The organism is Xanthomonas sp. NCPPB 3582, assembly GCF_041475735.2.
Classification (GTDB): domain Bacteria; phylum Pseudomonadota; class Gammaproteobacteria; order Xanthomonadales; family Xanthomonadaceae; genus Xanthomonas; species Xanthomonas codiaei.
This window is the reverse complement of sequence record NZ_CM192968.1, coordinates 353,294-379,162: the sequence shown is the minus strand read 5'-3', so window position 1 is coordinate 379,162 and position 25,869 is coordinate 353,294. Positions and strand designations below refer to the sequence as shown.

The window sequence follows — 25,869 nt, the reverse complement described above, 5'->3', positions numbered from 1 at the left end:
GCAGACGCGGCGACCGTCCTGAACGATTACAACTGGCCGTTGATGACCGGCAGCATGTCGTGGAACGTGCGGCCGGAGCAGGATTCGCCGATGGCGTGCAACTTCCAGTCGTTGTCGTGGCGATACAGCTTGGCCATCAGCTGGGCGGTGTGGTTGCCCTGGCACGACAGGTTGTAGCGTGCGACTTCCTTGTTGCCGTTGGCATCGACCAACCGGCAGAACGCGTTTTCGATTTCCGCAAAACTCTGGCCGGTGAAGCTGTTGACGATGAAGACCAGGCTCTTGACGCCGGTGGGAATCTTGTCCAGCTGCACGACGATCTGCTCGTCGTCGCCATCGCCGTCGCCGGTGCGGTTGTCGCCGGTGTGCCGGACGCTGCCGTCGCGAGAATTCAATTGCTGGAACCAGATCTGGTCCACCAGCTGATTGGCATCGTTGAACATCAGGCACGAGGCGTCCAGGTCGATCGATTGGTCGCGCTGGCCGAATCCGAAGAAGCCCTTGGTCTTCTTGGCATCCCACCCCAGCCCCATGACCACCTTGGTCAACTGTGTGCCGGCTTCCTTGCTCAGCGAGATCCGCTGTCCCTTGCTCAAACTAACGCTCATCCACACTCTCCTTGAGTCGTCACCGGGCCAGGCCCGGTGTGAAGGTGGCCGCGCGAATGGGCATCCGGGCGGCCACTGTTGATCACGCTCGATGGCCGCTGCGCACAGGCAGCGGCCGTGCCGGCATCAGCCGATGTTGACGCCGTAGTTGGCGGCCAGCGGGCCCAGGCCACCCTTGAAGCCCTGGCCGACGGCGCGGAACTTCCAGTCGGCACCGTTGCGGTACAGCTCGCCGAAGATCATCGCCGTCTCGGTGGAGCCGTCTTCGGTCAGGTCGTAGCGCGCCAGTTCCTTGTTGTCGGCCTTGTTGACGACGCGGATGTACGCGTTGCCCACCATGCCGAACGACTGGCGACGGCCTTCGGCCTCGTGGATGGTCACCGCGAACGAGATCTTGTCCACCGCCGCCGGCACGCCGTTGAGCGAGACCGCGATCTGCTCGTCGTCGCCGTCGCCCGCGCCGGACCGGTTGTCGCCCTGGTGCACGACCGAGCCATCGGCGGAGGTCTTGTTGTTGTAGAAGATGAAGCTGCTGTCGTCCGGCACCTTGCCGTCCGGCTTGAGCAGGAACGCGCTGGCATCCAGGTCGAATTCGCTGCCGTCGGTGGCACGCGGATCCCAACCCAGACCCACGACGACCTCGCTCAGGCCAGGTGCTTCCTTGCTGAGATTGACATTACCGCCCTTGGAAAGACTGACGCCCATACTGCACTCCTTAGATTGTTGCGGGGTAAGAATCGGAACCTTGCGGCTCCCGGGAAACGCAATTGATCGTGTGCAGGCCGATGGCAGCGCCCGCCAGACACGGCACGCAGGCTATTTGCGAGCGGCTCTCCACTCGAATCCAAAGCCGAACCGCATGTCCATGGTGTCGTGCCCGGTGAAATAGTCCACCTGTTTGGTTGCACGAATGGCGCCGTTGCTGTTTTCCAGCATGGCGATGGCGCACATACCGTCGCGATTGTTGGGGCTGTCCAGGCGCGCCTCCAGCTCGGGCTGGCCCGGTGTGCGGATGGTCACCACGCCATTGGCATTGGACCAGTTGGGAACGCCCTCGTAGATGAAGGCGAAGATCAGCACGCGCTTGATGCGCGCCCATTCGTCGCCATTGAGGTGCAGGAATTCGCCCTGGCCAGAGCTGCCGCTGCGATCGTCGTCCATCAGCTTGACGTACGGCATCTGCACCAGGCTGCCGAAATTCCCACCGAGCGCCTGGACGACGGTCTTGTTGCCGTCCTGCAGTTCCACCATGGCGCCCAGGTCCAGATCGATGGCGCGCGAGAACATCCCGCCACCGCGACTCCAGCGCAGGTTGACCACGATCTCGCCGAACTTGCCGGAGGCCTTCTCCAGCGCGACCGGCTTGGACTTTTCCAACACGATCTTGGACAGGTTGACCGACGGCGCCGGTGGCGGAGCAGCAGGCGGCGGCGGCGGCGGTGCAGGAACCGGCGGCGGGACGGCAGGGATGGGTGGCGGCGGCGGCGCGGCCGTGGCCGTGGCCGCGTCCGGATCGTCATCCACCTCCACGCCAAAATGCCTGGCCAGCGGGCCGAGCCCGCCGGTAAATCCCTGCCCCACCGCGCGCAGCTTCCACTGCCCGTTGCGCCGGTAGACCTCGGCAAGGATCAACGCGGTCTCTGCCATGCCTACCAGCGGTGGGGCGAAGCTGCAGCTCTGGCTGCCGGCGGTCACGGCCAACGTCAGCTGCTGCAGCTGCCCGAAGCGCTGCGCCCGGCGCATGCCCTGATCGATGGTGATCGCCACAGCCACCCGCTGGGCCTGCGCCGGCAACGCCGACAGCTGCATGCCGACCCGCCGCGCCCTGGCATCGACGGTGACCGCGCCGGCCTGAAAGCTGGGCTGCCCATAGAACACGAATGCGCCGTCATCCAGGACCTGGCCCTGGGCGCCCAGCACGAAGGCACTGACATCCAACTCCATGCCGGAAGGCACACCCGTCAGCGTGATCTGTGCGTCGAGGCGGTCGCCCTCCAGGGCTATGTTTTGTCCGATCTGTAGAGTCGTCACTGCCCCTGTCCCTGGCCTGGCCCATCTGCGCTGCACGGCGGCATTGGCGCAACCGGCCTGCGATCAGCAGGTCGAAAGAGTGACCTGCCCTGCAGGTCTAGTCAACCGCAACGGCGCCGCTGCCTGCATCGGGCAGCACCAGTTGCACATGGACCAGACGCCCGCCCTCCGCACGCGACAGCAGCAGTTGCCGTCCCTGGCTGAGCTCCACTTTTTCACCGATCGGCACCAGGGCGCCGGCGGTGGCGTCGTAGAGCTCGGGCATCGCCTCGTTGACCAGATACCAATGGCCCTCGTGCAACACGAAGTAGCCCACCCGTCGCCGCTGCTCGACGGCCAGCTTCTCGTTGGGCGCGACATGGCGATTGACGTGCCAGGGAAACAACGACTGCCCGGTGTAGACCACCAGGCGATGGTTTTCCGGGCGAAACTGGCCCGGCGTGTGCGTGGAGAAATACAGGTCCAGCACCGGCAGCGCATTGGGATACGGCGTTGCGCAGAACGGGCAACGCGGCCGCGAGGTATTGTCGAAGACGTACCAGCCCTGCTCGCAGCGGGCATTGCTGCAAGGCTGCAGCAAATCGACCGTGCGTACCAGCGCATCTTCCCATTCCGAGGCCTGCGGGCGTTGCTGCGGATCGCGCAGGCCGGTGGTGAATGCGCGCAGGAACAGCGGTGCCAGGTAGGGGCCGGTCAGGGTGTACGGGCGCGTGGCGGCATCGGCCCAGGGCAGTTCGCTGCTGCGCACATCGCTCAGCCGCACCCGGTTGGAGGCATCGTGCGGATCTTCCACGAACAGCGCGCGCTCGCCCATCGCCAGTTCTTCGTCGCGCGTGGCATCGGCGTCGTGCACCTTCCCGCCGCGCAGCGGATGGCGGTAGAGCAGATACATGTAGATCAGCGTGGCCAGCGCATGCAGGTCGGTCTGGATCGACGGCAGGCGCCGCTGCGGATCGTGCTTGGGCAGGCTGGCGGTGGCCACGACCTCCGGCGCGATGAAGTCCGGCGTACCCACCACATCCGGCGGATATTTTCCTGGCACCACCAGTCCATCGATATCGATGATGCAGGCGTTGCCGCCGACCGGGTCGACCAGCACGTTCTTGTAGGACAGATCCGAATGCGCCAGGCCGGCCATGTGCAGGCGGCGCACCGCGCGCGCGATCAACAAGCAGATACGCAGATGGCTGGCCCAGTTGCCCAGCTCGCGCGGATCCAGGTACTTGCTGCGGTTGTTGGCCGAGGCGAACCATTTGCCTTCCTTCTCGCGCCCGGCGATCTGCAGCGCATCGCCGTTGCGCGAGCCGTGCTCGAAGAAGAAGTGCCGCGCATACATCGGCGCGACCAGGCCGAAGCGGCCGTTCCATTCCAGGGTGCGTTGCGGCCAGCAGAACATGCCGCTCCAGTACTCGCCGCCCACCTGGTTGAAGATGCCCTCGCGAAAGCGCCCAACGATATTGGCGATGCGCTCGCGCACATTGGCATCGGGGGGCTGGCGGAAGAACAGCACCACATAGCGGCCATCCACGCTGAAATAGCAGTCCTTCAACCCGCCGCTGCCACGCAGCTGATCGTAGAACTCGACCGTGCTGCCATCGTGGGCCGTGGTGCGGACGATGGCAGCGGTCATGGTGCGCACTCGGTCTGGAGTATCAGCAAGGTGCGATCGTCGTGTTCGCCCGGGTACCAGAAGCCCAGATACTCCACCAACGCCTGCGGCAGGGCCGCGACGTCCTGCACGGCCGATAGCGGCGGCGCGATATCGGCCTGCCACCACCGCTGCCAGTGCGCCGGATCCTGCAAGGCGCGCTCGGTACCGAACTTGGGATCGGACACGCCATCGCTCATCAGGATCACCCTGGCACCGGCAGGCAGCCACACGCAGCGCATGCGCGCCTGCACGGCCGCCGGCGTATCGCCGGCCAATGCACCGGAAAGAAAGAACCGGGTCTGCCCGGAGTACTCGCCGGCGTCGGCCTGCCCCAGCAATTGCAGGGCGCCGGAGTCGACATCGTAAGTGGCCGCCGCGCCATCGCCGATCCAGTAACTCAGCACCAGCGACTGCGCGCCGCAGGGGCGCACCGCCGTCAGCATCAGGGTCGAGGCCAGCGCACCTTCGTCGACGCCAAGCAGGCTGGCGTGGCCCAGCAAGGCCTGGCTGGCCGATGCCAGGCTGGCCTGCATCGCGTCCAGCAAGCGCGGTTGCAGCCGCGGCAGCAGGTCGGCGTGGTGCTGCCACTGCAGCCCCTGCTGGCGCGCCCAGAATTCGACGCCCTCCAGATGCGCCGCCAGCGTGGCGACGACGTGCCGGGTCAGCAACTCCGAGCCGCGTCGCGACAGCGGTGCCGATCCGGCGCCATCGGCCACCGCGCAGACCAGCCAGCGGGCGTCGCGATCGGTGGCAATGGCGAGGTCGTCTTCGCGGAAGCTGCCGGTATTGGCATGCGAGCGCCCGCGCACGCTGGCAGCGATCGCGTAGGCACCGTCGATCCGCGCGTGCGCCGTTGCGGTATGCGGTTTGCGCAGGCCCAGGGCGGCATCGGGCTCGCGTTGCTTCCACAGCGCGCGCGGGTCCGGATTGACCAGCAGGCTGGCCACGCCGGCCTGCAACGGGGCGTCGGCCGCCGCATCGAGCGGCAGGAAGCCTGCGGCAAAATGCATCTCTTCGCCGGTTGCGGTGGCTGCGCTGGGCACGCCGGAGAGCACGCCGCTGGCCGCATCGAACCGCAGGCCGCTTCCCTGCAGCCCTTCCACGGCGATCAGGCGGTACAACTGCGCCGGACGCTGCGGATCGCTGACAGGCGCGGTCTGCCCGACATACGCGCTCCCTGCGGTGGCATTGGCAAAACGCCAGCGCAGCGCCGTTGCGGGCGCGCTCGAGGCAGGCGCTACAAACAGCGCCGCGTCGGTCGCAACGGAGGATGCCGTGCTCGCTGCATGTTCGACCGCGCTGCCCGATGTTGAAGGAGAGACCGGCACCGTATCGGCTGGGCCGGATGCTGCTGGCTCCGCCTGCGTTGCGTCGCCTGGATTGGATGTCATTGGCTCCGCATTCGCCGCCTCGCCTGGACTGGATGCCGGCGACTCCTCCAGCAGTGCGTCGCCTGGGCCGGATGTCGTTGGCTCCACCGGTACCGCCTCGCCTGGACTGGATGTCGCTGGCTCCACCTGTACCACGTCGCCTGCACTGGATGCTGATGACTCCACCGGAACTACATCGCCTGGTCGGGATGCGGTTGGCGCCATTGCTGAAGCGTCGCGTGCAATGGATGCCGCCGTCGCGGCTGGCATAGCGCCCGGCTCCGGCGGGGAGGCCGATGCCTCGCCGAGCGGCGACGCCAGGCGCGATGCGGTGGCATCGAGCCAATGCAGCAATTCCAGCACCGGCGCTTCCTGCAGCAGGTGCCGGAGCCGGGCCGGCTCCGGTACAACGCCGTGCTGGCGCAGATAGCTGCCCAGCAACTCGGCCAGGGCGGCGTGGGCCTGCGCCTGCGCAGGCGGCGCCGGTGGGGGCAGTGGCGGCATCACTCAGCCCCGCGCACGCGAAATCTCCACCGATTCTCCATCGGCAAAACAGCCGAAGTAGGCGCGCTGCTTGCACCACGGGCAGGTCTGCTCCCCTTCGCCGGGAACGCAGAAGGTGTTGCCGCAGGAACACATCGCAAATCCGATCCGGTTGCCGCAGTGCGGGCAACTGGGCGTGCCGAAGATCTGGTCCGACTCCACCGTGGCGAAGTTCGGCGCTTCCGAGGACATCTCGAAATAATCGTTCCTGACCGGATAGCACCCCACCAGCCGGTAGGTCGTTGCACTGAGCTGCGCGCTGCCGACATCGAAGGATTGGTGCATCGGCTCGTAGCGCGAGATATACGGCAACTCGCTGCGCTGGCACTTGGAGACGAAATACGCGTTGGACTCGTCCACGCGCTCGAGTGGTTTATCCAGGTTGAGCTTCTTCAGGATCGACACATCCGCGTCCGGCAGCTGCTCTTCCTTGGACACATCGCCCACGCTGCGGCTGCGCGCCTGCACCGACTGCGTGACCCAGGCGATGAAGCGCTGGAACGCGCCGTCACTGCTGTCATCCAGGGTCAGTACCTTGTCGGCATCGGTGAACTGATTGAGCACGCCCAGGTCGGCATTGCGCCCGATCGACACCGCCACCAGCGACACGCGCCTTGCATACTGCTGCTGCCAGCGCGACAGCGCCGGGGCGATATCGTCGGTGGGCTTGCCATCGGTGATCAGGAACGCGATCGGCTTCCAGTCGCCCTTGCGCTCGGCACTATTGCGGTGCACCGAGGCATCCACCTCGTCCATCAGGTAGTTCATCGCCCGGCCCAGCGAGGTGCCGCCGCCCGCCGGCAGGCTGGGCACCACCACGCTGGTCAGTTCGGTCAGCGGCAACAGCCGCCGCACCTGCCCGGCAAAGGCGATGATGGAAATCCAGGCCGTTTCCAGCGCGTGCGGATCGGTGCGCAGCGTCGCCACGATATGGGCCAGCCCTTCTTCCAGCCGATACAGGTTCTCCCCGATCATCGACTCGGAGACATCGAGCAGGAAATAGATCGGAAGGCGACGCATCTCAGACTCCTGGACGAAGACAGCGGCTCACTCGGTGATGGCGATGGGTTACAGCACCAGCTGGATTTCGCTCGGCGGCGGCGGCAGCGCCGTGCCTTCCGGCGTGCCCTGGCTGCGGCTGCCGCCGCTGACGGCCGCCGACACCCACTTGAAGAAACTGGTGAACGAGGCGCTGTCCAGCGTATCCAGCGCGAACACGTTGGCGGTGAACATCGACAGATAGGTCGACTTGGCCTTGGGGCCGGCCGCGCAGGCGATGATGTTGGCGAAGTTGCGCTTGCGCAGTTCGGGGATCTGCTCCTCGAACACCTGCAGATCGGTGGGGCTGCCATCGGTCATCACGAACAGCAGCGGCGCCCAGTCGCCTTTGGCGTCTTCGCTGGAACGACGCACTTCCAGGTCCACCCGTTCGCAGACGTGCTGCAAGGCCTTTCCGAGCATGGTGGGACCGGACTCCGGCGTGGTGATCTCGGGCAATTGCAGCTGGTCCAACGGGGTCAGCGGCAGGATCGTCTTCACGTCCGCATCGAAGGTCATCAGACAGATATGCACGCTCTCCAACGCCGACGGATCCTGCCGCAACGAGGTCACCAGGGCGCGCAGGCCAACGTTGACCGCCGCGATCGGCTCGCCGCGCATGGAACCGGAGGTATCGAGAAGCAGATAGACGGGCAAACGACGCATGAGCTCACCTGGTCGAGGGAAACTGCGGAAGAAGGAACCGGATCGGCGCGCCAGCGGCCACGCCAGGCGGCGACTGGATGGCCATCGCACGCGAGCGATGCCGCAGGGCAGCCGCCGCCCGGATGCAGCAACGCCGCTGCCTGCCGGACGCAGGCAACGGCGGCCGGCTCAGGCGCTTTCGCCGGCCGGGTGCTGCTTGCGGTAGCGAATCGAGGACCACACCGATGCCGCGATGAAGGCCACGCCGATCAGGCCGGTCAACACTTCCGGTACGTGGTGCACGGTGCCGATGAGCATGATGATCGCCAGCACGCCGATGGCGTAATGCGCGCCGTGCTCCAGGAACACGAATTCGTCCAGCGTGCCCTTGTGCACCAGGTAGACCGTCATCGAGCGCACGAACATCGCGCCGATCGCCAGGCCCAGCATGATGATCACCACGTCGCGGGTGATGGCGAACGCGCCGATCACGCCGTCGAACGAGAAGGAGGCATCCAGCACTTCCAGGTACAGGAACGCGGCCACGCCCGAGCGCTTGGCGACATTGACCCCACCTTCGTCCTCTTCGGACTCGAACAGCGCATCCACGCTGTCGACCAGCAGGTACAGCAGGATGCCGCCCATGCCCGCGAACAGCACGCTCTGGAAGATCTCCTGCGGCAGGAACAGCTTGGTGCCCAGCAGCACCGCCACCGCGACGATGACGGACATGGCATCGGCCTTGCCCAGCTTGCCGACCAGGCGCTCCACCGGGCCCAGCCAATGCAGCTCGCGCTCGCGATCGAACAGGAAGTTGAGGAACACCAGCAGCAGGAACATGCCGCCGAAGGCCGCGATCGAGGGGTAATGGTCGGTCAGCACCTGGCTGTACTTGTCCGGCTCGTTCAGCGCCATGTCGATCACCGGCATCAGGCCCATGCCGGTGGCCACCGACACGATCACGATCGGGAACACCAGGCGCATGCCGAACACCGCGATCAGGATGCCGACGGTCAGGAACAGCTTCCGCCAGAATTCGCTCATGTGCTTGAGCACGCCGGCGTTGACCACCGCATTGTCGAAGGACAGCGAGACCTCGAGCACGCTCAGCACCGCGCACAGCCACAAGGCCTGCCAGATCCCCATGCTCGAATTGTGCCCCCACCACGCCGCCACACCCAGACAGAGCGCGGTGACGACGAACGACATTCTGAAATCACGAAACATTGAAACTCCCGACAGTGCTGAGACGAAAACCGACAGTCACGTTCCTGCGGCGCAGGCAACACGCGCGCGCGCTGGAGCCAGACCAGTAAAGAGAGCAAGGAGTCCCCATGTCATCGTGGGCCAGGGTGGAGTGGCCGGATCTGGCGGAGCGATACACCATTGGATGACCTCGCGCCCGCAGGGGCGTCGCACAACTGCAAGGGTGCAAGGCACCGATCGGTCATCGCCATCGACATGACATCATCCGTGAAGTCGGAACCCGATGCAGGCAGGCTCCTTGTGCCGAGAGTCTACGGCCAATCCCAGCCCAGCACCAGCAAAGGCCCGGGGCGCTTGCGCCGGTTGTGGCGGGCTGCCGGGCCGTGGCAGGCACCGGTCGGGCAGCGATGCATGATGGGACGCAAGCGCTGGGTCTGCGGGCTGCCTGCCGATTCGGCACCTGCCACGTCCCATGCCGCGGTAGCAGATCGGGGCAAGGTCGCGGACGGTGAGCAGGCGCCGTGGCGCAGGCAGGCCGTGCGAACCGTCGATGGTGCGCATCCGCAGCCGCCGGCCGCCGCCCCGCGTCACCTGGGGCTACCCTCGCCAGGCGGCGGTGCAGCAGCGGTGCCGCCGCGCTAACCGTCCACCGGCAGCGTCACCGCCATCAGGCTCGCATCCTCCGGATCCGGGCGCACCCCGAAACCCAGGCTCTGGCACATCGCCAGCATGGTGCGGTTCTCGCGCAGCACCTGGCCTTCGATTACTTTCAGGCCCAGCCAGCGGGCGTACTCGATCATGATGCGCATCAGCTGCCAGCCGATGCCGTGGCCCTTGAGGTCGGAGCGGATCAGGATGCCGTACTCGCCGCGTTCGTAGTCGGCATCGGCGTGCAGGCGTACCGCGCCGAGCATGTCGCCGGTCCTTGGGTCGATGGCCACCAGCGCGATCGAGCGGGCGTAGTCGAGCTGGGTCAGGCGCGCAATGAATTCGTGGCTGAAATGCTTGACCGACTGGAAGAAGCGCAGCCGCAGGTCTTCGTCGGTGACGCGCGCAAAGAACGCACGAAACAACGCGTCGTCCTCCGGGCGCACCGGGCGCACCAGTGCGTGGGTGCCATCGCCCAGGCCGATCTGGCGCTCCCATTCCTTCGGGTAGGGAAAGATCGCAAAGCGCGGATGGCCGCGGCCCTTGTGCAGCTTGCGCGCCGGCGCCACCGCCACGCGCGCGTCCAGCGCAATCACGCCATCGCGGTCGGCCAGCAGCGGATTGATGTCCAGCTCGGTGATTTCCGGGATATCGGCGGCCAGCTGCGCCAGCTTGACCAGCACCAGCGCCACCGCGCGCTCGTCGGCGGCCGGCACGTCGCGGTAGGCCTTGAGGATGCGCGAGACGCGGGTGCGGCCGATCAGCTCGTGGGCCAGGCGCAGATCCAGCGGCGGCAGAGCGAGTTCGCGGTCGTTGATGACTTCCACCGCGGTACCGCCACGCCCGAACACGATGGCCGGGCCGAACACCGGATCGTCGGCGATGCCGGCGATCAGTTCGCGCGCCTTGGGTCGCAGCACGGTGGGCTGCACGATGATCCCATCGATGGCCGCTGCAGGATGCGCGGCACGCGCACGCGCCAGGATGCCGGTGGCCGCTTCGCGCACCGCCGCCACGCTGGACAGGTTCAGGCGCACGCCGTCCACATCGGACTTGTGCGCGATCTCGCTGGACAACACCTTCAAGGTGACCGTGCGGCCGACGGCCAATAATGGGTCGGCCAGCAGCGCGGCCTCGTTGGCGGTGGCGGCCACCTGCAGCGGTACCACCGGGATACCGTAGGCGCTCAGCAACCGGTTGGTGGCCACCGGGTCCAGCCAGCGCCGGCCGGCGGCCAGTGCCTCTTCCACGAGCGTGCGCGCCACGCCGGCATCCACCACGAAATCTTCCGGCAGGCTGGGCGGGGTCTCCATCAACGCCGCCTGTGCCTCGCGGTAGCGCACCAGGTGGGTGAAGCCGCGCACCGCGTCCGATTCGGTGGCATAGGTGGGCACGCGCGCGGCATTGAGCGCGGCAATGGCCGCATCGTCCTGGCCCAGCCACACCGCAAACACCGGTTTGTCGCGCTGGTAGCGGTTGCGCTGCTCCAGCGCGCGGGTCAAGGCCTTGGCCGCATCGGCCGAAGAGGTGAACGCGGTGGGCACGTTGACCACCAGCAACGCATCGTTCTCCGGATCGTCCAGCAGGGCTTCGATCGCCGCGGCATAGCGCGCGCCATCGGCATCGACGATGATGTCCACCGGATTGCTGCGCGACCAGCCTTCGGGAAGCGATTGATCCAGCCGCCCCAGCGTCTTGGGCGACAGCTCGGCCAGGGTGCCGCCGCGCAGCACCAGCTGGTCCACCGCCAGCTGCCCCACCCCGCCGCCGTTGCTCAGGATGGCCAGCCGCCGGCCCGGGAAACTGCCCAGCCGGCCCAGCGTTTCGGCGGCGGCAAACAATTCGTCCAACGCACCTACCCGCAACAACCCGGCACGCGCGAACGCGGCGCCGTACACCGCATCCGAGCCGGCCAGCGCCTGCGCGTGGGTGTCGGCATTGGGATCGATGCGGAACTGGCGCCCCGACTTGACCACCACCACCGGCTTGGCGCGTGCGGCCGCACGCGCAGCCGACATGAACTTGCGCGCATCGCCGATGCGTTCGACATACAGCAGGATCGCGCGGGTGCGGTAGTCGGTGGCGAAGTAATCCAGCAGGTCGCCGAAATCCACGTCCAGCGTGTCGCCCAGCGACACCACCGCCGAAAACCCCACCGAACGCGCCACGCCCCACTCCACCAGCGCCGCAGCAATCGCGCTGGATTCGGAGATCAGCGCCAGATCGCCGGCCTGCGGGCAATGCGCGGCGATGCTGGCGTTGAGCCGCGCATGCGGAGCGATCACGCCCAGGCAGTGCGGCCCGAGAATGCGCAGGCCTTTTGCGCGCGCAGCCGCCTCCATGCGCGCGGCCGGCGAACCCGGGCCGTGCCCCAGGCCCGCGGTGAGGATGATTGCCGCCGCCACCCCACGCCGCGCGGCGATGGAGACGATGCGCGGCACGATGCGCGCCGGTGCGGTGATCACCACCAGGTCGGGCACCCAGGGCAGATCGGTCAGCCGCGCCACCGTGCGCACGCCATCGATCTCGCTGTAGCGCGGGCTCACCCAGCCGATCTGCCCGGGAAAGCCGGCCGCGCGCAGATTGCGCACCACCGCCCGCCCGGCCGAGCGCTCGCGCGGGCTGCCGCCCACTACCGCGACGGTAGTGGGGCGAAACACCTGCTGCAGGTGATAGGTACTCATCGTGCGGGGGACGCGGAAGCCATCGCGCTACGGTACACGTCGGGCAGAGCTGACGTCTCGACCCGCCGGCAGCGCTCGAAGCAACGCAGCGCACCCTTTCGTTGTGAACGATTCTTGTTTTCTTTAATATTGCGTGGTCAGCCAGCTTCCGCGCCGCCACGCGCCCCTCCGCCAGCGACCCATCCGGAACAGGGCCCCCCATGAAACTTCTGACGTTGTCGGCGCTGCTGCTTGCCGCCTCCGCTTCCGCGCATACGCCTTATCTGGCGCCCAATACCTTCGCTCCGCAGCCCGGTCAGACGGTCACCCTGGACGCGGCCTTCGCCGAGACCTTCTTTGTCCCCGAAGCCGCCTTCGACCAGAGCCATTTCAGCATCGCCGGGCCCGATGGCCGCGATGTCGCACCGGCGCGGGTGCAAGTGCTCGACACCCGCACCGTCGTCGAACACACGCTGGGCAAGCAGCCAGGCACCTATCGATTCAGCAGCGGCCTGCGCGTGGGCGCGCAGTTCCGCACCTGGGAACTGGACGGCAAGCGCGAAACCGTGCGCGACCCGAAGGTGGCCATGCCCAAGGGCGCCACGCTGATCGCCAGCTTCCAGTCGCGTACCCTGGCCGAAACCTATCTGAGCGTCGGCAAGCCCGATCGCGCTGCACTAGCGCCGCGTCACCGCGGCCTGGAACTGGTGCCGGTCACCCATCCCAACGATCTGTTCGTGGGCGAGACGTTCGTTTTCACCGTGCAGTACGACGGCGTGCCGCTGGCCAGGCAGAGCGTGGACATCAGCGAGGCGGTGTGGACCTCCGACCGCAAGCCGAAGACGCTCAGCGTGACCACCGACGACACCGGCCGCGCAGTGTTGAAACTGGATCACGCCGGCACCTGGCTGGCGCTGACCCGCCACCGCACCCCCGCGCCGGCCGACGCCCCGGTGCGCGAGTACAGCAACAGCACCACGCTCACCTTCCAGGTACTGGAGCAGTAGGGCTGCGCAACCGCTGCGGCGGTTGCGTGTCTTGCGGCGTCCGCACACCGGTGCGGACGCAACCGCCCGGCGCGACCATCGGTCTGCGGGCAGCCCCCGGCCTGCCGCAGCGATGCCACGGCCCGGCACTTTTTTCTTCCCTCACGAGGCAACCCATGAACTCTGGCTCCCTGGCCGGCGCGTGTCTGTGCGCGCTGCTGCTTCCTGCCGTCGCTGTCGCCCAATCCCAGCCACGCCCGCTGCTCGGCGGTCACGGCAACAATGTGCAGGCCTTCATCGCTCAGCACGACGACACTCACGACGGCCGCATCACCGCCGCCGATTTCGCGGCCTTCCGCAAGGCCCGCTTCGATGCCACCGACCGCAACCACGACGGCACGGTCGATGAAGACGAGTACGTCGGCGAGTTCCGCGAGCGCCGCCAGCAGGCGCTGCACCAGGAACGCCGCGCACACGCCGCGCAGGGCAGGCAACGCTTCGCCGCCCTCGATAGCGATGGCGATGGGCAGGTCTCGCGCACCGAATTCGACCTTGCCGGCGTACAGGAGTGGGAGCGCGGACAGGCTGCACTGACGGCCGCCGCCAACGCGTCGAGCACCGCACCGACGGTCGCCTTCGATCGCGCCGGTGGCCGCCCGGGCATGCCCGACAGCCAGTCGGCCGACGGCTTCCTCGCGCTGTACGACGAAAACGGCGACGGCAAGGTGGGCCGTAGCGAATACGCAGACCTGCGTGCGGCGCAGTTCGCCGGCGCCGATGGAAACCGCGACGATGCGCTGTCGATGGACGAATACCGCGTCGAGTTCGAGGACCGCCTCAACCGCCGCCTCACCGCACTCGAACAGGCCGACGATCGCCAGGTGCACGTGCGCTTCAACGTGCTCGACACCGACAAGGACACGCGCATGACCTTCGCCGAATACCAGGCCTCGGGCCTGCGCACGTTTGCGCGCGTCGACCGCAATCGCGACGGGGTGGTCGATGCCAGCGACGCGGCGTTGCCGCCTGCGCCTGCGCCAGCCCCTCCGGCTTCTACGCCGGCCCGGGCCGACTGACGAGCCGGCCAACTGCTCCTTCCGGCGCGGATCAACACCGCGCCACCTGGCCCGCCACTGGCGGGCCCTACCCAGCCACGCGACCGCCCCGTGCCGCCCGCAGCCAGGTCCGCGCCTTGCGCGCCCCTTCCTTTTCCTGACTGTGGACCCCACGATGACTTCGACACCGACCCTGCTGGCCCTGGCGATCGCCACTGGCCTGGCCTTCCCGCTGCATGCCGAACCGGCGCCCGCCGACGCCACCACCTTCGACCCGGTCGAAGTGAAAGCCGCGCGCGACAAGCGTGCTTCCAGCAACCAGAACGTCACCACCCTGGACACTGCGCAGCTGCAGCAGGAACAGGCCGAAAGCATGGAGGACCTGGTGCGCTACATCCCCGGCGTGAGCATCGCCGACATGGGCCGCTTCGGCGAGAACGGCTTCAATATCCGCGGCCTGGAAGGCGACCGGGTGGCGATGACCATCGACGGCCTGTCGATGGCCGAAGGCGTGGAGACCGCGCGCGATTACGAGTTCTTCCGCGCCGGCCGCGGCGGCGTGGACGTGGATTCGCTCAAGCGCGTGGACATCGTCAAGGGCGCCGACTCGATCAGCGCCGGCAGCGGTGCGCTCGGCGGCGCAGTGGTGTTCACCACCAAGGACCCCTACGACTATCTCAAGGCACAGGGCAACGACACCTATGTCGGGCTGAAGACCGGCTACACCGGTCATAACGACCAGTTGCTGGGCAACGTCACCGTCGCCAATCGCACCGGCATCGTCGAGTCCATGCTGACCTACACCCACCGCGACGGCCATGAATCGCAGGGCTGGTATTCCAGCACCGCCATCGACACCGGCAGCGCGCGGCGCACGCCCGACCCGATCGACAGCGAAAGCGACAACGTGCTGGCCAAACTCGACGTGGTGCCGAACGCACAGCACCGCTTCGGCGTGGTCTACGAACGCAACCGCTCGCAGAACCGGGTCGACAACCTGAGCCGTGTCAGCGCGCCAAGTTATGCCGAACGCATCGGCGAGGACAGCAACGACCGCGACCGCTACGGCCTGCGCTACCTCTGGAAGGCCGACAACGCCTTGTTCGACACCCTGGAGGCGCAGCTGGATCGCCAGCAGACCGACAGCCGCGGCACCACCCGCATCCTCACCCAGAGCGGCACCTCGAGCACCCCGGCCACTACCGCCACCACGCGCTGCACGGTGGCGCTGCCGTGCCGCCGCGCCGAAGACCGCGGCACCGAGCAGACCCTGGACCGCATCGCCGTGGATTTCGACAAGCAGCTGCACGGCGACGGCTGGTCGCAATCGCTGCTGTACGGGGCGGCCTGGCAGCGCCGCAGCATCGATTTCAGCGCGATCGACTACCGCTGGAACAACGCCGGCGCCCTGGACACCGCCACCGTCGACCCGGCGCAGGTGCCCAAGACAGATGCCGACACCTGGAGCGTGTACCTGCGCGATCGCATCGGCCTGCTCGAGGATCGCCTGCAACTCACCCTGGGTGCGCGCTACGACCGCTATCGCTACGCACCGACGCTGTCGTCCACCTTCCTCGATGCCACCGGCACGGTGCGCGAGGTGACGTTCGCTTCGCCCACATGGCAGGCCGGCATCAGCTACGCCGTCACCCCGCAGCAGACGCTGTGGTTCCAGGCCGGGCGCGGCTTCCGGGCGCCGACCACTGCCGAGATGTATGCACCGACCAGCATCACCGCGCTGACCGAGGTCGCCACCGGCACCACCGTCAACGTGCCGACCGTCGCCGCCAACCCCGCGCTGGAGGCAGAGCGCAGCCTCAACCTGGAACTGGGCTGGCGTTGGGAAAGCGACTGGGCGCGCGTGGGCCTGTCGGTCTTCCGCGACCGCTATGACGACTTCATCCAGAGCGACACCGTGACCGCCAACGCCGGCACGCGCTACCAGACCTGTACCCGCGGCGTGTGCACCGCGCGCAATGGCTACGCCTACACCACCTTGCTCAATGTCGGCCAGGTCGAGGTCAAGGGCGTCGAACTGGATGCGCAGTTCAAGCTCGGCGAGGCCTGGCTGCTGCGCGCGGCCTGGACCCACAACCAGGGCGAGCTGGAAGATGGCCGCCCGCTGGACAGCATCAATCCCGATCGCGGGGTACTCGGACTGAGCTGGCAGGGCGTGGACGAGCGGCTGCGCGTCACCGCCAACATCACCCATGCGCTGGCCAAGAAGGCCAAGGACGTCAACGTGGAGAACGACATCTTCGGCGCGCCTGCCGAGCCGTTCCTCAGCGATGCCTACAGCGTGGTCGATCTGTTCGGCAGCTACCGCTTCAACGCGCATGTGCGCGTCAACCTCGGCGTATACAACCTGTTCGACGAACGCTATTACCAGTGGGCGCGCATTCGCAACGTCACCCGCGGCGATTTCTACCTGTATGGCTATGCCACCGACGATGGCATCGGCCGCTACAGCGAACCGGGTCGAAATCTACGCGCAGCGCTGTACGTGAACTTCTGACGCGCAATCGCCAGTGCGCAGTGATGCACGGCAGGCCGCGCATCACTGCAGGATGTATCGCGAAACGCATGGACTGGTCCCGCGGCACCTTTCGCGTAGCAAGCGATGGCGCGCAGCGGCGACGGCTTCGCATGGAGTGCCTGGCGGCATGCGACACCGCGGCAGTCGCTGCCGCGGCGATGGCATTGCAGCGCGTCGCTGGTTGCGCGCCCGCTCGCCTGCTCGGCGTGACGCTACAACAGCGTACCGCTGAGGATCGCCGCAGCGATGCTGAAGTAGATCACCAGCCCGGTGACGTCCACCAAGGTGGCCACGAACGGCGCCGAGGCGCTGGCCGGGTCGAAGCCCAGGCGTTGCAGCACGAACGGCAGCATCGAGCCGGACAAGGAGCCGAAGGTGACGATGCCGATCAGGGCCGCACCGATGGTCAGCGCCACCATCTGCCAGTGCGGACCGTAGTCGTACAGCCCGGCGTTCTGCCAGATCGCGATGCGCACGATCGCCAGCACGCCCAGGATCGCGCCCAGGGTGATGCCGGTGGGCAGTTCGCGCAGCGCCACCTTCCACCAGTCGCGCAGGCGCAGCTCGCGCAACGCCAGCGAGCGGATCAACAAGGATGTGGCCTGCGAACCGGAGTTGCCGCCGGAGCTCATGATCAACGGAATGAACAAGGTGAGCACCACCGCCTTGGACAGCTCGTCCTCGAAGTGCTGCATGGCGCTGGCGGTGAGCATTTCGCCCAGGAACAGCACGCTCAACCAGCCCGCACGCTTCTTGATCATCTGGCCGAAGCCGATGTGCATGTAGGGCTTGTCCAGCGCTTCCATGCCGCCGAACTTGTGCACGTCTTCGGTGGATTCGGCGATCAACGCATCCAGCACATCGTCCACGGTGACGATGCCCAGCACATGCCCGTGCCGATCCACCACCGGGATCGCCAGCAGGTCGTGGCGGCGGATCAGCCGCGCCACTTCTTCCTGGTCCAGCGCCGGGTCCACGGTGATCGGCGGATTGACCTGCGCCACCTCCAGGATCGGCGCATCCGCAGCGCCGGTGATGAGCCGGCGCATGGTCACCACCTGCTGCAGCACGCGGGTCTGCGGGTCGAGCAGATAGATCGCGTAGACGGTTTCGCGGCTGCGCTCCACTTCGCGGATGTGCTGCAGGGTGCGCCCCACCGTCCAGTCGGCCGGCACCGCCACGAACTCGGTGGTCATCAGCGCGCCGGCGGTATTGGGCGGGTAGCGCATCAGCGCCTGGATCGACAGCCGCGCCTCGGCGCTGAGCAGCCACAGCAGCGGCTGGCGCTGATCGGCGTCCAGGCCGTGGAAGATGTCGGTGGCGCGGTCGTCGGCCATCTGCCCGAGCAGCGAGGCGGCCTGTTCGGCCGGCAGCAGCGCCACCAGCGCGCTGGCATCGCGCAGCTCCGGTTGTTCCAGCAACTTCACCGCACGCGGCGTCGGCAACGCGGCCATTACCTGCGCGGCGTCTTCGCGGTCGAGGGTGTTGAGATATTCCACCGCATCGGCCGTGTTGAGCTCGGCCAGGGGTGCGGTCAGTGCATCGACGCCTTGGGCAAGGCGCAGGGTTTGCTCGTACATGGTGGTTCGCCTGGTGACGACCGTCGTCGATGACGGTCGGCGAACCTCAAAGCCTCAGGCGCGCGCCAACCAGGTCATCGACTCGGATCTAGGGTGACTGTCGCTGGACATGGGTATGGGCTCCAAAAGGTGCGCACCGACCGGTGATCCGGGCGGGAGCGCGGCGCAGTCTGCGCGCCTGCGATGGCTTGGTCAATGCCTCGCGTGCGGCTGGCTTCAGTGAGCGTATGGCAGCCGACCTCGGCAAGGTGCGGCAGGCGTCGCCGCACGCATGTCGATCGGTCGACGACGTTTGGCCTGGACACACCTTGCCCCACGCACAGGCGTCGCGGCGGTGCGGCGAGCGACCGGTCCAGCGCATGCAGCGCGCGGAGTGCAGCCGCCTTGCCATCGGCTGCCGCTGCCCCGGGCAGGCAGACGCGCGCGCTGATCGGCTGCAGCCAACCGGCTGTCGCAAACCGCCACCTTGCCGCCGCACAGGCGCTACAGTTCGCTTCCCGGCAGGGTCGATCTCGCGCAGCGTTGCGGGACGACATCGGCCATCCGTCCCCGCCGCTGCTTCGCTTGCCAGGAACCCGCCATGCCCTCTTTCAAGTCCGTGTTGTTACACCGCGTTAGCCCGCTGTGCCTGTGCGTGGCCGCTGGCTGGGGCACGCTGGGGATGGCGCAGACCGCACTGCCGGATGCTACGCCGGTGCATGCGCACGAAACCGCTCCGCACCAGGGCCACGAATGGGGCTATACCGGGCCGGGAGGTGCCGAGCACTGGGCAGAGCTGGCCAAGGAAAACGCGTTGTGCGGCAATGGGCAGCAGAACAGCCCCATCGATCTGAAGGATGCGATCGACGCCTCCCTGGGCAGCCTGCGCCTGGACTACACCGCAGTGCCGCTGGTGGTGCGCAATACCGGCCATTCCATCCAGCTGGATCTGCATGACGGCGGCAAGATGCTGGTCGGCGGCAAGCAGTACGACGCGTTGCAGCTGCATTTCCATCATCCGAGCGAACACCTGTTGAACGGCCGGCGTTTTCCGATGGAAGCGCATCTCGTGCACCAGGGCCCGGATGGAACGCTCGGCGTGCTGGCGATCTTCTTCGAGACCGGCACCGCCAATCCGGCCTTCCAGCGCGTGCTCGATGCGATGCCGGCCGGCACCGATCAGACCCGGAAGGTGGCCGACGCTTCCGTGCGTGCCAGCGATTTTCTGCCGCCCGGCACTGCACGCAGCTTCTATCGCTACGAGGGCTCGCTGACCACCCCGCCCTGCAGCGAAACGGTGGACTGGGTGGTATTGAGTCAACCGGTGCAGGTGTCCAGGGAACAGATCGACGCATTCGAGCGGGTGTATCCGTTCAACGCGCGTCCGCTGCAGCCACTGGACCGTCGCTTCCTGCTCAAGAGCCGCTGAGCCCGGCCCGGACGCGTCGCGTTCATCGCGGCGCTGGCAGACCCTTCCGGTTGCCGCTGGCATGTGCTGGCCGGCCCTGCCACCGCCACGCATCGACCTCGCACACCAGGCGCGTTGCATGCCTGCCGCCGCGCGCCGGCGGCACAGGCGTGCAAGCCGGCCGGTCGCCCTGCGCGGCATAATACGCACCTCAACGGAGAGTGCGACATGCATAGCGGCGGCCTCGAACTGGCCTTGGTCCTGATGCTGGCGGCGATCGTGGCGGTGCCGGTGTTCAAGCGCTTCGGCCTGGGCGCGGTGCTGGCCTACCTGGTCGCCGGCGTGGTGCTTGGACCCGACGGCGTGGGCGTGGTGCAGGATGCCGAACGCATCAGCGGCGCGGCCGAGATCGGTGTGGTGATGCTGCTGTTCGTGATCGGCCTGGAACTCTCGCCAGCCCGGCTGAAGGTGATGCGGCATTCGGTATTCGGTGCCGGTGCCAGCCAGGTACTGGTGACCGCGGTGATCCTGGGCGGCTTGTTGATGCTGGGCCAACTGGGCTGGAAGAGCGCGCTGATCGTCGGCGTGGCACTGGCGTTGTCGTCCACCGCGGTGGGCCTGCAGTTGCTGGCCGAACGCAAGGCGCTGAACAGCGACTATGGCCGGCTGGCCTTCGCCATCCTGCTGTTCCAGGACCTGATCGCCATCCCGCTGCTGGCGGCCATTCCGCTGCTGGGCGGCAGCAAGAACGCCACCCTGGAATGGCAGGACGTGGCCAGGGCGATGGCGGCGCTGGCATTGGTGATCGTGTGCGGGCGCTTGGTGCTGCGCCATCTGTTCAACGTGGTGGCGCGCACGCGCATGCCCGAAGTGTTCACTGCCAGCGCGCTGCTGGTGGTGCTGGGCACTGCGTGGATCATGCAGGAAGCCGGCCTGAGCGCCAGCCTGGGTGCCTTCATCGCCGGCGTGCTGCTGGCCGATTCGGAATTCCGCCACGAACTGGAATCGCAGATCGAGCCATTCGAAGGCCTGCTGCTGGGCCTGTTCTTCATCTCGGTAGGCATGGGCATCGACCTCAATCGCGTGGTCGCCGAGCCGGGAGTGATCGCCGCCGGCGTAGCGATCCTGCTGGTGGTGAAGTTCTCGCTGCTGGTCGGCATCGGCAGCGTGGCCAAGCTGCCGCTACGCAGCAGCCTGATGCTGGGCAGCGTGCTGTGGCTGGGCGGCGAGTTCGCGTTCGTGGTGTTCAACGAGGCCGACCGCGTCGGCCTGCTGGAGGCCGCCAATCACGACCGCCTGGTGGCCATCGTCGGTGTCTCGATGGCGCTGACGCCGCTGCTGCTGCTCGGCATGCAACGCATCCTCAATGGGCCCCTGCGCTTGCGCGAACCCAAGCCCGAACGCCCGTTCGACACCATCGACACGCAGACGCCCAAGGTGCTGGTGGCCGGCATGGGCCGTTTCGGCCAGGTGGTCGCGCGCCTGCTCACCGCGCGGCACGTGCCGTTCGTGGCGCTGGAACACAACCCCGATACCGTGGAAGACCTGCGTCGCTTCGGCAGCCAGCTGTATTACGGCGACCCCACCCGCCCCGAGCTGCTGCGCGCCGCCGGCGCCGACCGCATCAAGGTGTTCGTGATCGCAGTGGACGACCCGGATACCAACATCAAGACCGTGCGGCTGATCCGCCGCCTGTACCCGCAGGCCACCGTGCTGGCGCGCGCGCGCAACCGCCAGCACGCCTGGAAACTGATGGACCTGGGCGCAGAACCGTTCCGTGAGGTCTTTGCCTCCAGCCTGGAACTGAGCGGGCGGGTATTGACCTCGCTGGGACTCGGCGAGGCCGACGCGCGCGAACACGTCAAACGCTTCCGCCAGCACGACGAAGACCTGCTGCGCCGCCAGCACCTGGTCTACGACGACGAGGCCAAGGTGATCCAGACCTCGCGCGACGCCCGCGCCGACCTGATGAACCTGTTCGAAGCCGACGTCAAGGCCGACGTGGATGCCGAGCCGGCACCCACCACCACGCACGAGCGTTGAGCCGGCACATCGCATGACGTAGGAGCGCGCCTGAGCGCGATGAGGCTTTACCGGTAATGCCCGTCCGGTAATGCCCGTCGCGCTCGGGCGCGCTCCTACGAGGGCGCTTGTATTGCATGACTGCAATTCATTGCACGCTGTCTGCGTACACAACCGCCGCCCGGCGGCGGCGTTTCTGTCGCTCAGCTGCGTGGCTTGCGTGTGGTGCGGGCCGACGACTTCGTCGCTGCGGCCTTGCCACCTGCTGCGTTGCTGGTGGTCCTTGGTGCTTTTGCCACGCGCTTGCTTGCACGCTTGGTCGCGGTCTTCTTTGCCGACGTGCTCGAGGCTGCCGCTTGCGCAGGCGTGCTAGCAGCCGCCGACGCTCGCTTGGTTGACGCGTTGGTTGCCTTGGACGCGCTACCCGTCCTGGTCGCTTTCTTGGCTGCCTTCTTGCTGGCCTTCTTCACCGGCGCTGCAGCACCCGCACGCACCTCCGGCGCCCGGCGCGGTGGCGGCCTGCGGCCTGGGGTGAGCGCGCGCCAGGCGTGGCCGCCGTTCATGGCCAGCAGCGCATCGGCGGCCGAGGGGCCGGCGCTGCCGGCGGCGTAGTTGGGGAAGTCGCTGGCCGGTTGCTTCCAGGCGTCCAGGATCGGCTGCACGATGCGCCAGGCGCCTTCGACCATTGCCGCGTCCTGGAACAGGCCGGCTTCGCCGTTCATGCAGTCCTGCAGCAGGCGCTCGTAGCCCACGGTGTATTCCTTGGGGAACCAATCGCGGTAACGGAAGTCCATGCGGACCGGCGCCAATGCCACCTGTGCGCCGGGGCGCTTGACGTCGAACTGCAGCGAGATGCCTTCGTCGGGCTGGATGTGCAGCACCAGCCAGTCCGGGCCGTAACCGCCCACTTCGGTGCTGCGGAAGGGGGCCAGCGGTGCCGGCTTGAAGCGGATGGCGATCTCGGTAGTGCGTTCACGCAGGCGCTTTCCGGTGCGCAGGTAGAACGGCACGCCGGCCCAGCGCCAGGTGTCGACCTGCAGTTTCATCGCCACATAGGTTTCGGTGTCCGAGTCCTCCGGCACGGTGTCCTCTTCGCGATAGCCGGGCACTGCGGTGCGATTGACCGCGCCGGAGGCGTACTGGCCACGCACCACATCTTCCGGCTTGATCGGGCGCACCGCTTCGATCACCTCGGCGCGGCGGCGGTGCATCGCCTCGGTGGTGAATGCGGCCGGCGGTTCCATCGCGATCATCGCCAGCAGCTGGAACAGATGATTGGGCACCATGTCGCGCAGACAACCGGTGGGATCGTAGAAACGTCCACGCCCTTCCACGCCGATGGTCTCGGCGGCGGTGATCTGCACGTGGTCGATGCGGTCGCGGTTCCACACCGGCTCGAACAGGCCATTGGCGAAGCGGAATGCCAGGATGTTCTGCACGGTTTCCTTGCCCAGGAAATGGTCGATGCGGAACACCTGGTCCTCGTGCAGCACCTTGGCCACGGTGGCATTGAGCGCGATGGCGCTGGGCAGGTCGTGGCCGAAGGGTTTTTCCACGATGACGCGGCGCCAGCCCTCTCCCTCGCGCTGCTTGACCAGACCGGCCTCGCCCAGGTTGAGCAGGACCGGTTCGAAGAAGCGCGCAGCGGTGGCCAGGTAGAACAGCACATTGCCCTGGGTGCCGTAACGCTTGTGCAGCTTGTCCAGCACACCGCCCAGCGCCTGGTAGGCGCCCAGGTCGGTGAAGTCGCCGCGCACGTAATGCATGCGTTCGCGCAACCACTCCCAGGTGGCGGTGTCGAAGGCATCGGTCTGGAATTCGGCATCGCGGCTGCTCAGCAACTGCGTCATCGCCTTGCCCATGTTGGTGCGCCAGGCGCGCTCGCTGATGTCGCCATGGTCCATGCCGACGATGGTGAAGTCATCGCCCAGCGCGCCGGAGCGGCGCAGGTTGTACAGCGCCGGCATCACCAGCCGCCGGGTCAGGTCGCCGCGGGCGCCGAACACCACGATGATGCAGGGCGGCGTGGTCTGTTGCTCGTTCATGGATGCGTTTCCTTTTCGCCCATGCGTCCATGCAGGCGCAATGCCGCATTGACCAGGGCCACGTGGGAATACCCTTGGGGGAAGTTGCCAAGCATGCGTTTTGCGCGTGGGTCGTACTCTTCTGCGAGCAGGCCCACGTCGTTGCAGAGCGCGAGCAATCGTTCGAGCAACGCGCGCGCTTCGTCGGTGCGCCCGATCAATGCATAGTTTTCCACCAGCCAGAAACTGCAGGCCAGAAAGGTGCCTTCGCCGGCCGGCAGGCCGTCGGCGCTGTCGTCGGCGCGGTAGCGTTCGACCAGGCCATCGATGGTCAGCTCGCGCGCGATCGCATCGGCAGTGGCGGCAATGCGTGGGTCCTCCGGCGGCAGGAAGCCGACGATGGGAATCAACAGCAGCGCCGCGTCCAGCCGGTCCGAGCCATAGCTCTGCACGAAGTGACCATCCGGGTGCACGCCTCTTTCCAGCACTTCGGCGCGGATTTCCTCGGCGATCGCGCCCCAGCGCGCGCGCTTGGCCGCATCGGCGTTGGTGATGCCGTCGCGCGTGCCGCAATCGAACGCCAGCCACGCCATCACCTTGGAATGCACGAAGTGGCGGCGCTCGTCGCGGATCTCCCAGATGCCTTCGTCCGGTTGACGCCACAGATCCTCGAGCGTGTCGAGGATGTTTTCCAGCAATGCGGCCGACGACCCATCGTCGTCAGACGGCAGCGCCACGCCTTTTTCGCGGGCGTAATGGAACGCACCGATCAGCTCGCCATAGACATCGAGTTGGAACTGGTCCACTGCGCCGTTGCCGATGCGCACCGGGCCGGATTTTTCATAGCCCGGTAGCCAGTGCGCTTCCCATTCCTGCAGCCGGCGCTCGCCACCGATGCCGTACAGCGCCTGCAACTGGTCCGGCGACCCGGCGATGGTGCGTTGCACCCAGTCGCGAAACGACGCCGCCTCGTCACGATAGCCGGCCTGCAACAGGGCGATCAGCGTGAACACCGAATCGCGCAGCCAGCAATAGCGGTAATCCCAGTTGCGGGTGCCGCCCAGGTGCTCGGGCAGCGAGGCGGTGGGCGCGGCGACGATGCCGCCGGTGGGCAGATAGCTCAGGCCCTTGAGCACCACCAGCGAGCGGCGTACCTGCTGGGTCCACGGCCCCACGTCGGTGCAGCGGCGCGCCCAGCCGTGCCAGAACGCGGTGGTGCGTTGGCGCGCCTGTTCCGGATCGATCGGCGGTGGCGTGGGCAGATGCGAGGCGCCATGGCTGAGCACGAACCAGGTGCTCTCGCCATCGCGCAGGGTGAAGTCGGCTTCGGTGCCCAGGTCCTGGCCATGCAGTTCCTGCGGCGAGCGCAGCGCGAGCTGATCGGGGCCGGCGATGGCGCGGATGCCGCCATCGATGCGGGTCACCCACGGCACGGTGCGGCCGTAGTTGAAACGGAAGGTCAGCCGCATGTGCATGGGCACTTCGCCCTGCACGCAGCGCACGATGCGCACCAGGTGCTGGTGCAGCTCGCCATCTTCGTTGGCGGCCATGAAGTCGATCAGTTCCACCGTGCCGGTGTCGGTGATCAACCGCGTGCACAGCACCAGGCTGTCGTCTTCGTAGGCGCGCTCGCTACTGTAATCGGCTGCCGGCGCCATGGCCCATTGCCCGTGTTGTTCGTCGCCCAGCAACGCGGCGAAGACCGCATCGGAATCGAAGCGTGGCAGACATAGCCAGTCGACGGTGCCACGGTGGTCCACCAGGGCCGCGCTGTGGCAGTTGCCCAGCATGGCGTGGTCTTCGATACGAACGCTCATCGTGCGGGCGCTTCCTTCCTGCGAAAGAGCCGGCAGTCTTGCACGCGCGGTGTCGGGAT

17 protein-coding genes are annotated in these 25,869 nt (G+C 67.2%); 5 read left to right on the top strand and 12 right to left on the bottom strand.

What is annotated here, in order from left to right; genetic code table 11:
- Positions 1 to 26 precede the first annotated feature (26 nt).
- From ACCQ05_RS01480 to ACCQ05_RS01440, 9 genes are all read right to left on the bottom strand, one after another.
- Positions 27 to 608, bottom strand: coding sequence for a TerD family protein (locus tag ACCQ05_RS01480; RefSeq protein WP_228961282.1), 582 nt, complete (start codon positions 606 to 608; stop codon positions 27 to 29).
- A 126-nt stretch (positions 609 to 734) separates the two neighbouring features.
- Positions 735 to 1,313: a TerD family protein gene (locus ACCQ05_RS01475; RefSeq protein WP_104540706.1), complete on the bottom strand. Its 579-nt coding sequence runs from the start codon at positions 1,311 to 1,313 to the stop codon at positions 735 to 737.
- A gap of 111 nt (positions 1,314 to 1,424) precedes the next feature.
- Positions 1,425 to 2,639, bottom strand: coding sequence for a TerD family protein (locus tag ACCQ05_RS01470; protein ID WP_372392711.1), 1,215 nt, complete (start codon positions 2,637 to 2,639; stop codon positions 1,425 to 1,427).
- 97 nt (positions 2,640 to 2,736) lie between these two features.
- The gene (locus ACCQ05_RS01465) at positions 2,737 to 4,269 is read right to left on the bottom strand and encodes a helix-hairpin-helix domain-containing protein (RefSeq protein WP_228961284.1); all 1,533 of its coding nucleotides are present in this window, start codon (positions 4,267 to 4,269) and stop codon (positions 2,737 to 2,739) included.
- The gene (locus ACCQ05_RS01460) at positions 4,266 to 5,681 is read right to left on the bottom strand and encodes a PP2C family serine/threonine-protein phosphatase (protein ID WP_372392710.1); all 1,416 of its coding nucleotides are present in this window, start codon (positions 5,679 to 5,681) and stop codon (positions 4,266 to 4,268) included. The genes ACCQ05_RS01465 and ACCQ05_RS01460 overlap by 4 nt, the downstream gene beginning before the upstream one ends.
- A 486-nt stretch (positions 5,682 to 6,167) precedes the next feature.
- A complete protein-coding gene (locus ACCQ05_RS01455) occupies positions 6,168 to 7,223 on the bottom strand; it encodes a TerY-C metal binding domain-containing protein (RefSeq protein WP_104540702.1) in 1,056 nt (351 codons plus the stop codon).
- A gap of 48 nt (positions 7,224 to 7,271) precedes the next feature.
- A complete protein-coding gene (locus tag ACCQ05_RS01450; protein ID WP_104540701.1) occupies positions 7,272 to 7,907 on the bottom strand; it encodes a vWA domain-containing protein in 636 nt (211 codons plus the stop codon).
- A gap of 168 nt (positions 7,908 to 8,075) precedes the next feature.
- Complete coding sequence (locus tag ACCQ05_RS01445) at positions 8,076 to 9,113, bottom strand: DUF475 domain-containing protein (protein WP_228961287.1); 1,038 nt, start codon at positions 9,111 to 9,113, stop codon at positions 8,076 to 8,078.
- A 617-nt stretch (positions 9,114 to 9,730) separates the two neighbouring features.
- The gene (locus tag ACCQ05_RS01440) at positions 9,731 to 12,424 is read right to left on the bottom strand and encodes a bifunctional acetate--CoA ligase family protein/GNAT family N-acetyltransferase (RefSeq protein WP_372392709.1); all 2,694 of its coding nucleotides are present in this window, start codon (positions 12,422 to 12,424) and stop codon (positions 9,731 to 9,733) included.
- Between the two features lie 200 nt (positions 12,425 to 12,624).
- On the opposite strand from ACCQ05_RS01440, the gene ACCQ05_RS01435 reads away from it, so the two are divergent.
- The 3 genes from ACCQ05_RS01435 to ACCQ05_RS01425 all read left to right on the top strand — a co-directional run bounded on the left by ACCQ05_RS01435 (position 12,625) and on the right by ACCQ05_RS01425 (position 16,959).
- Positions 12,625 to 13,410, top strand: coding sequence for a DUF4198 domain-containing protein (locus ACCQ05_RS01435; RefSeq protein WP_372392708.1), 786 nt, complete (start codon positions 12,625 to 12,627; stop codon positions 13,408 to 13,410).
- Positions 13,411 to 13,565: 155 nt separating this feature from the next.
- Positions 13,566 to 14,465 (top strand): EF-hand domain-containing protein, encoded by a 900-nt coding sequence (locus tag ACCQ05_RS01430; protein ID WP_372392707.1) that lies wholly within the window; start codon positions 13,566 to 13,568, stop codon positions 14,463 to 14,465.
- A gap of 154 nt (positions 14,466 to 14,619) precedes the next feature.
- On the top strand, positions 14,620 to 16,959 hold the full coding sequence (locus tag ACCQ05_RS01425; protein WP_372392706.1) for a TonB-dependent hemoglobin/transferrin/lactoferrin family receptor: 2,340 nt from the start codon (positions 14,620 to 14,622) through the stop codon (positions 16,957 to 16,959).
- 233 nt (positions 16,960 to 17,192) lie between these two features.
- Here ACCQ05_RS01425 and mgtE read toward each other — a convergent pair whose 3' ends face one another.
- Positions 17,193 to 18,560, bottom strand: a complete 1,368-nt coding sequence (gene mgtE / locus ACCQ05_RS01420; protein WP_228961292.1) for a magnesium transporter — start codon at positions 18,558 to 18,560, stop codon at positions 17,193 to 17,195.
- Between the two features lie 580 nt (positions 18,561 to 19,140).
- Between mgtE and ACCQ05_RS01415 the strand changes: the two genes are divergently transcribed.
- Both ACCQ05_RS01415 and ACCQ05_RS01410 read left to right on the top strand, forming a co-directional pair.
- The gene (locus ACCQ05_RS01415) at positions 19,141 to 19,968 is read left to right on the top strand and encodes a carbonic anhydrase (protein WP_372392705.1); all 828 of its coding nucleotides are present in this window, start codon (positions 19,141 to 19,143) and stop codon (positions 19,966 to 19,968) included.
- A gap of 207 nt (positions 19,969 to 20,175) precedes the next feature.
- The gene (locus ACCQ05_RS01410; protein WP_372392704.1) at positions 20,176 to 21,990 is read left to right on the top strand and encodes a monovalent cation:proton antiporter-2 (CPA2) family protein; all 1,815 of its coding nucleotides are present in this window, start codon (positions 20,176 to 20,178) and stop codon (positions 21,988 to 21,990) included.
- Between the two features lie 182 nt (positions 21,991 to 22,172).
- Here the strand turns inward: ACCQ05_RS01410 and zwf are convergent, their stop codons facing one another.
- Positions 22,173 to 24,014, bottom strand: coding sequence for a glucose-6-phosphate dehydrogenase (gene zwf / locus ACCQ05_RS01405; protein WP_372392703.1), 1,842 nt, complete (start codon positions 24,012 to 24,014; stop codon positions 22,173 to 22,175).
- On the bottom strand, positions 24,011 to 25,810 hold the full coding sequence (locus ACCQ05_RS01400) for a glycoside hydrolase family 15 protein (RefSeq protein WP_372392701.1): 1,800 nt from the start codon (positions 25,808 to 25,810) through the stop codon (positions 24,011 to 24,013). Before ACCQ05_RS01400 ends, zwf begins: the two co-directional genes overlap by 4 nt.
- Between the last annotated feature and the right edge of the window lie 59 nt (positions 25,811 to 25,869).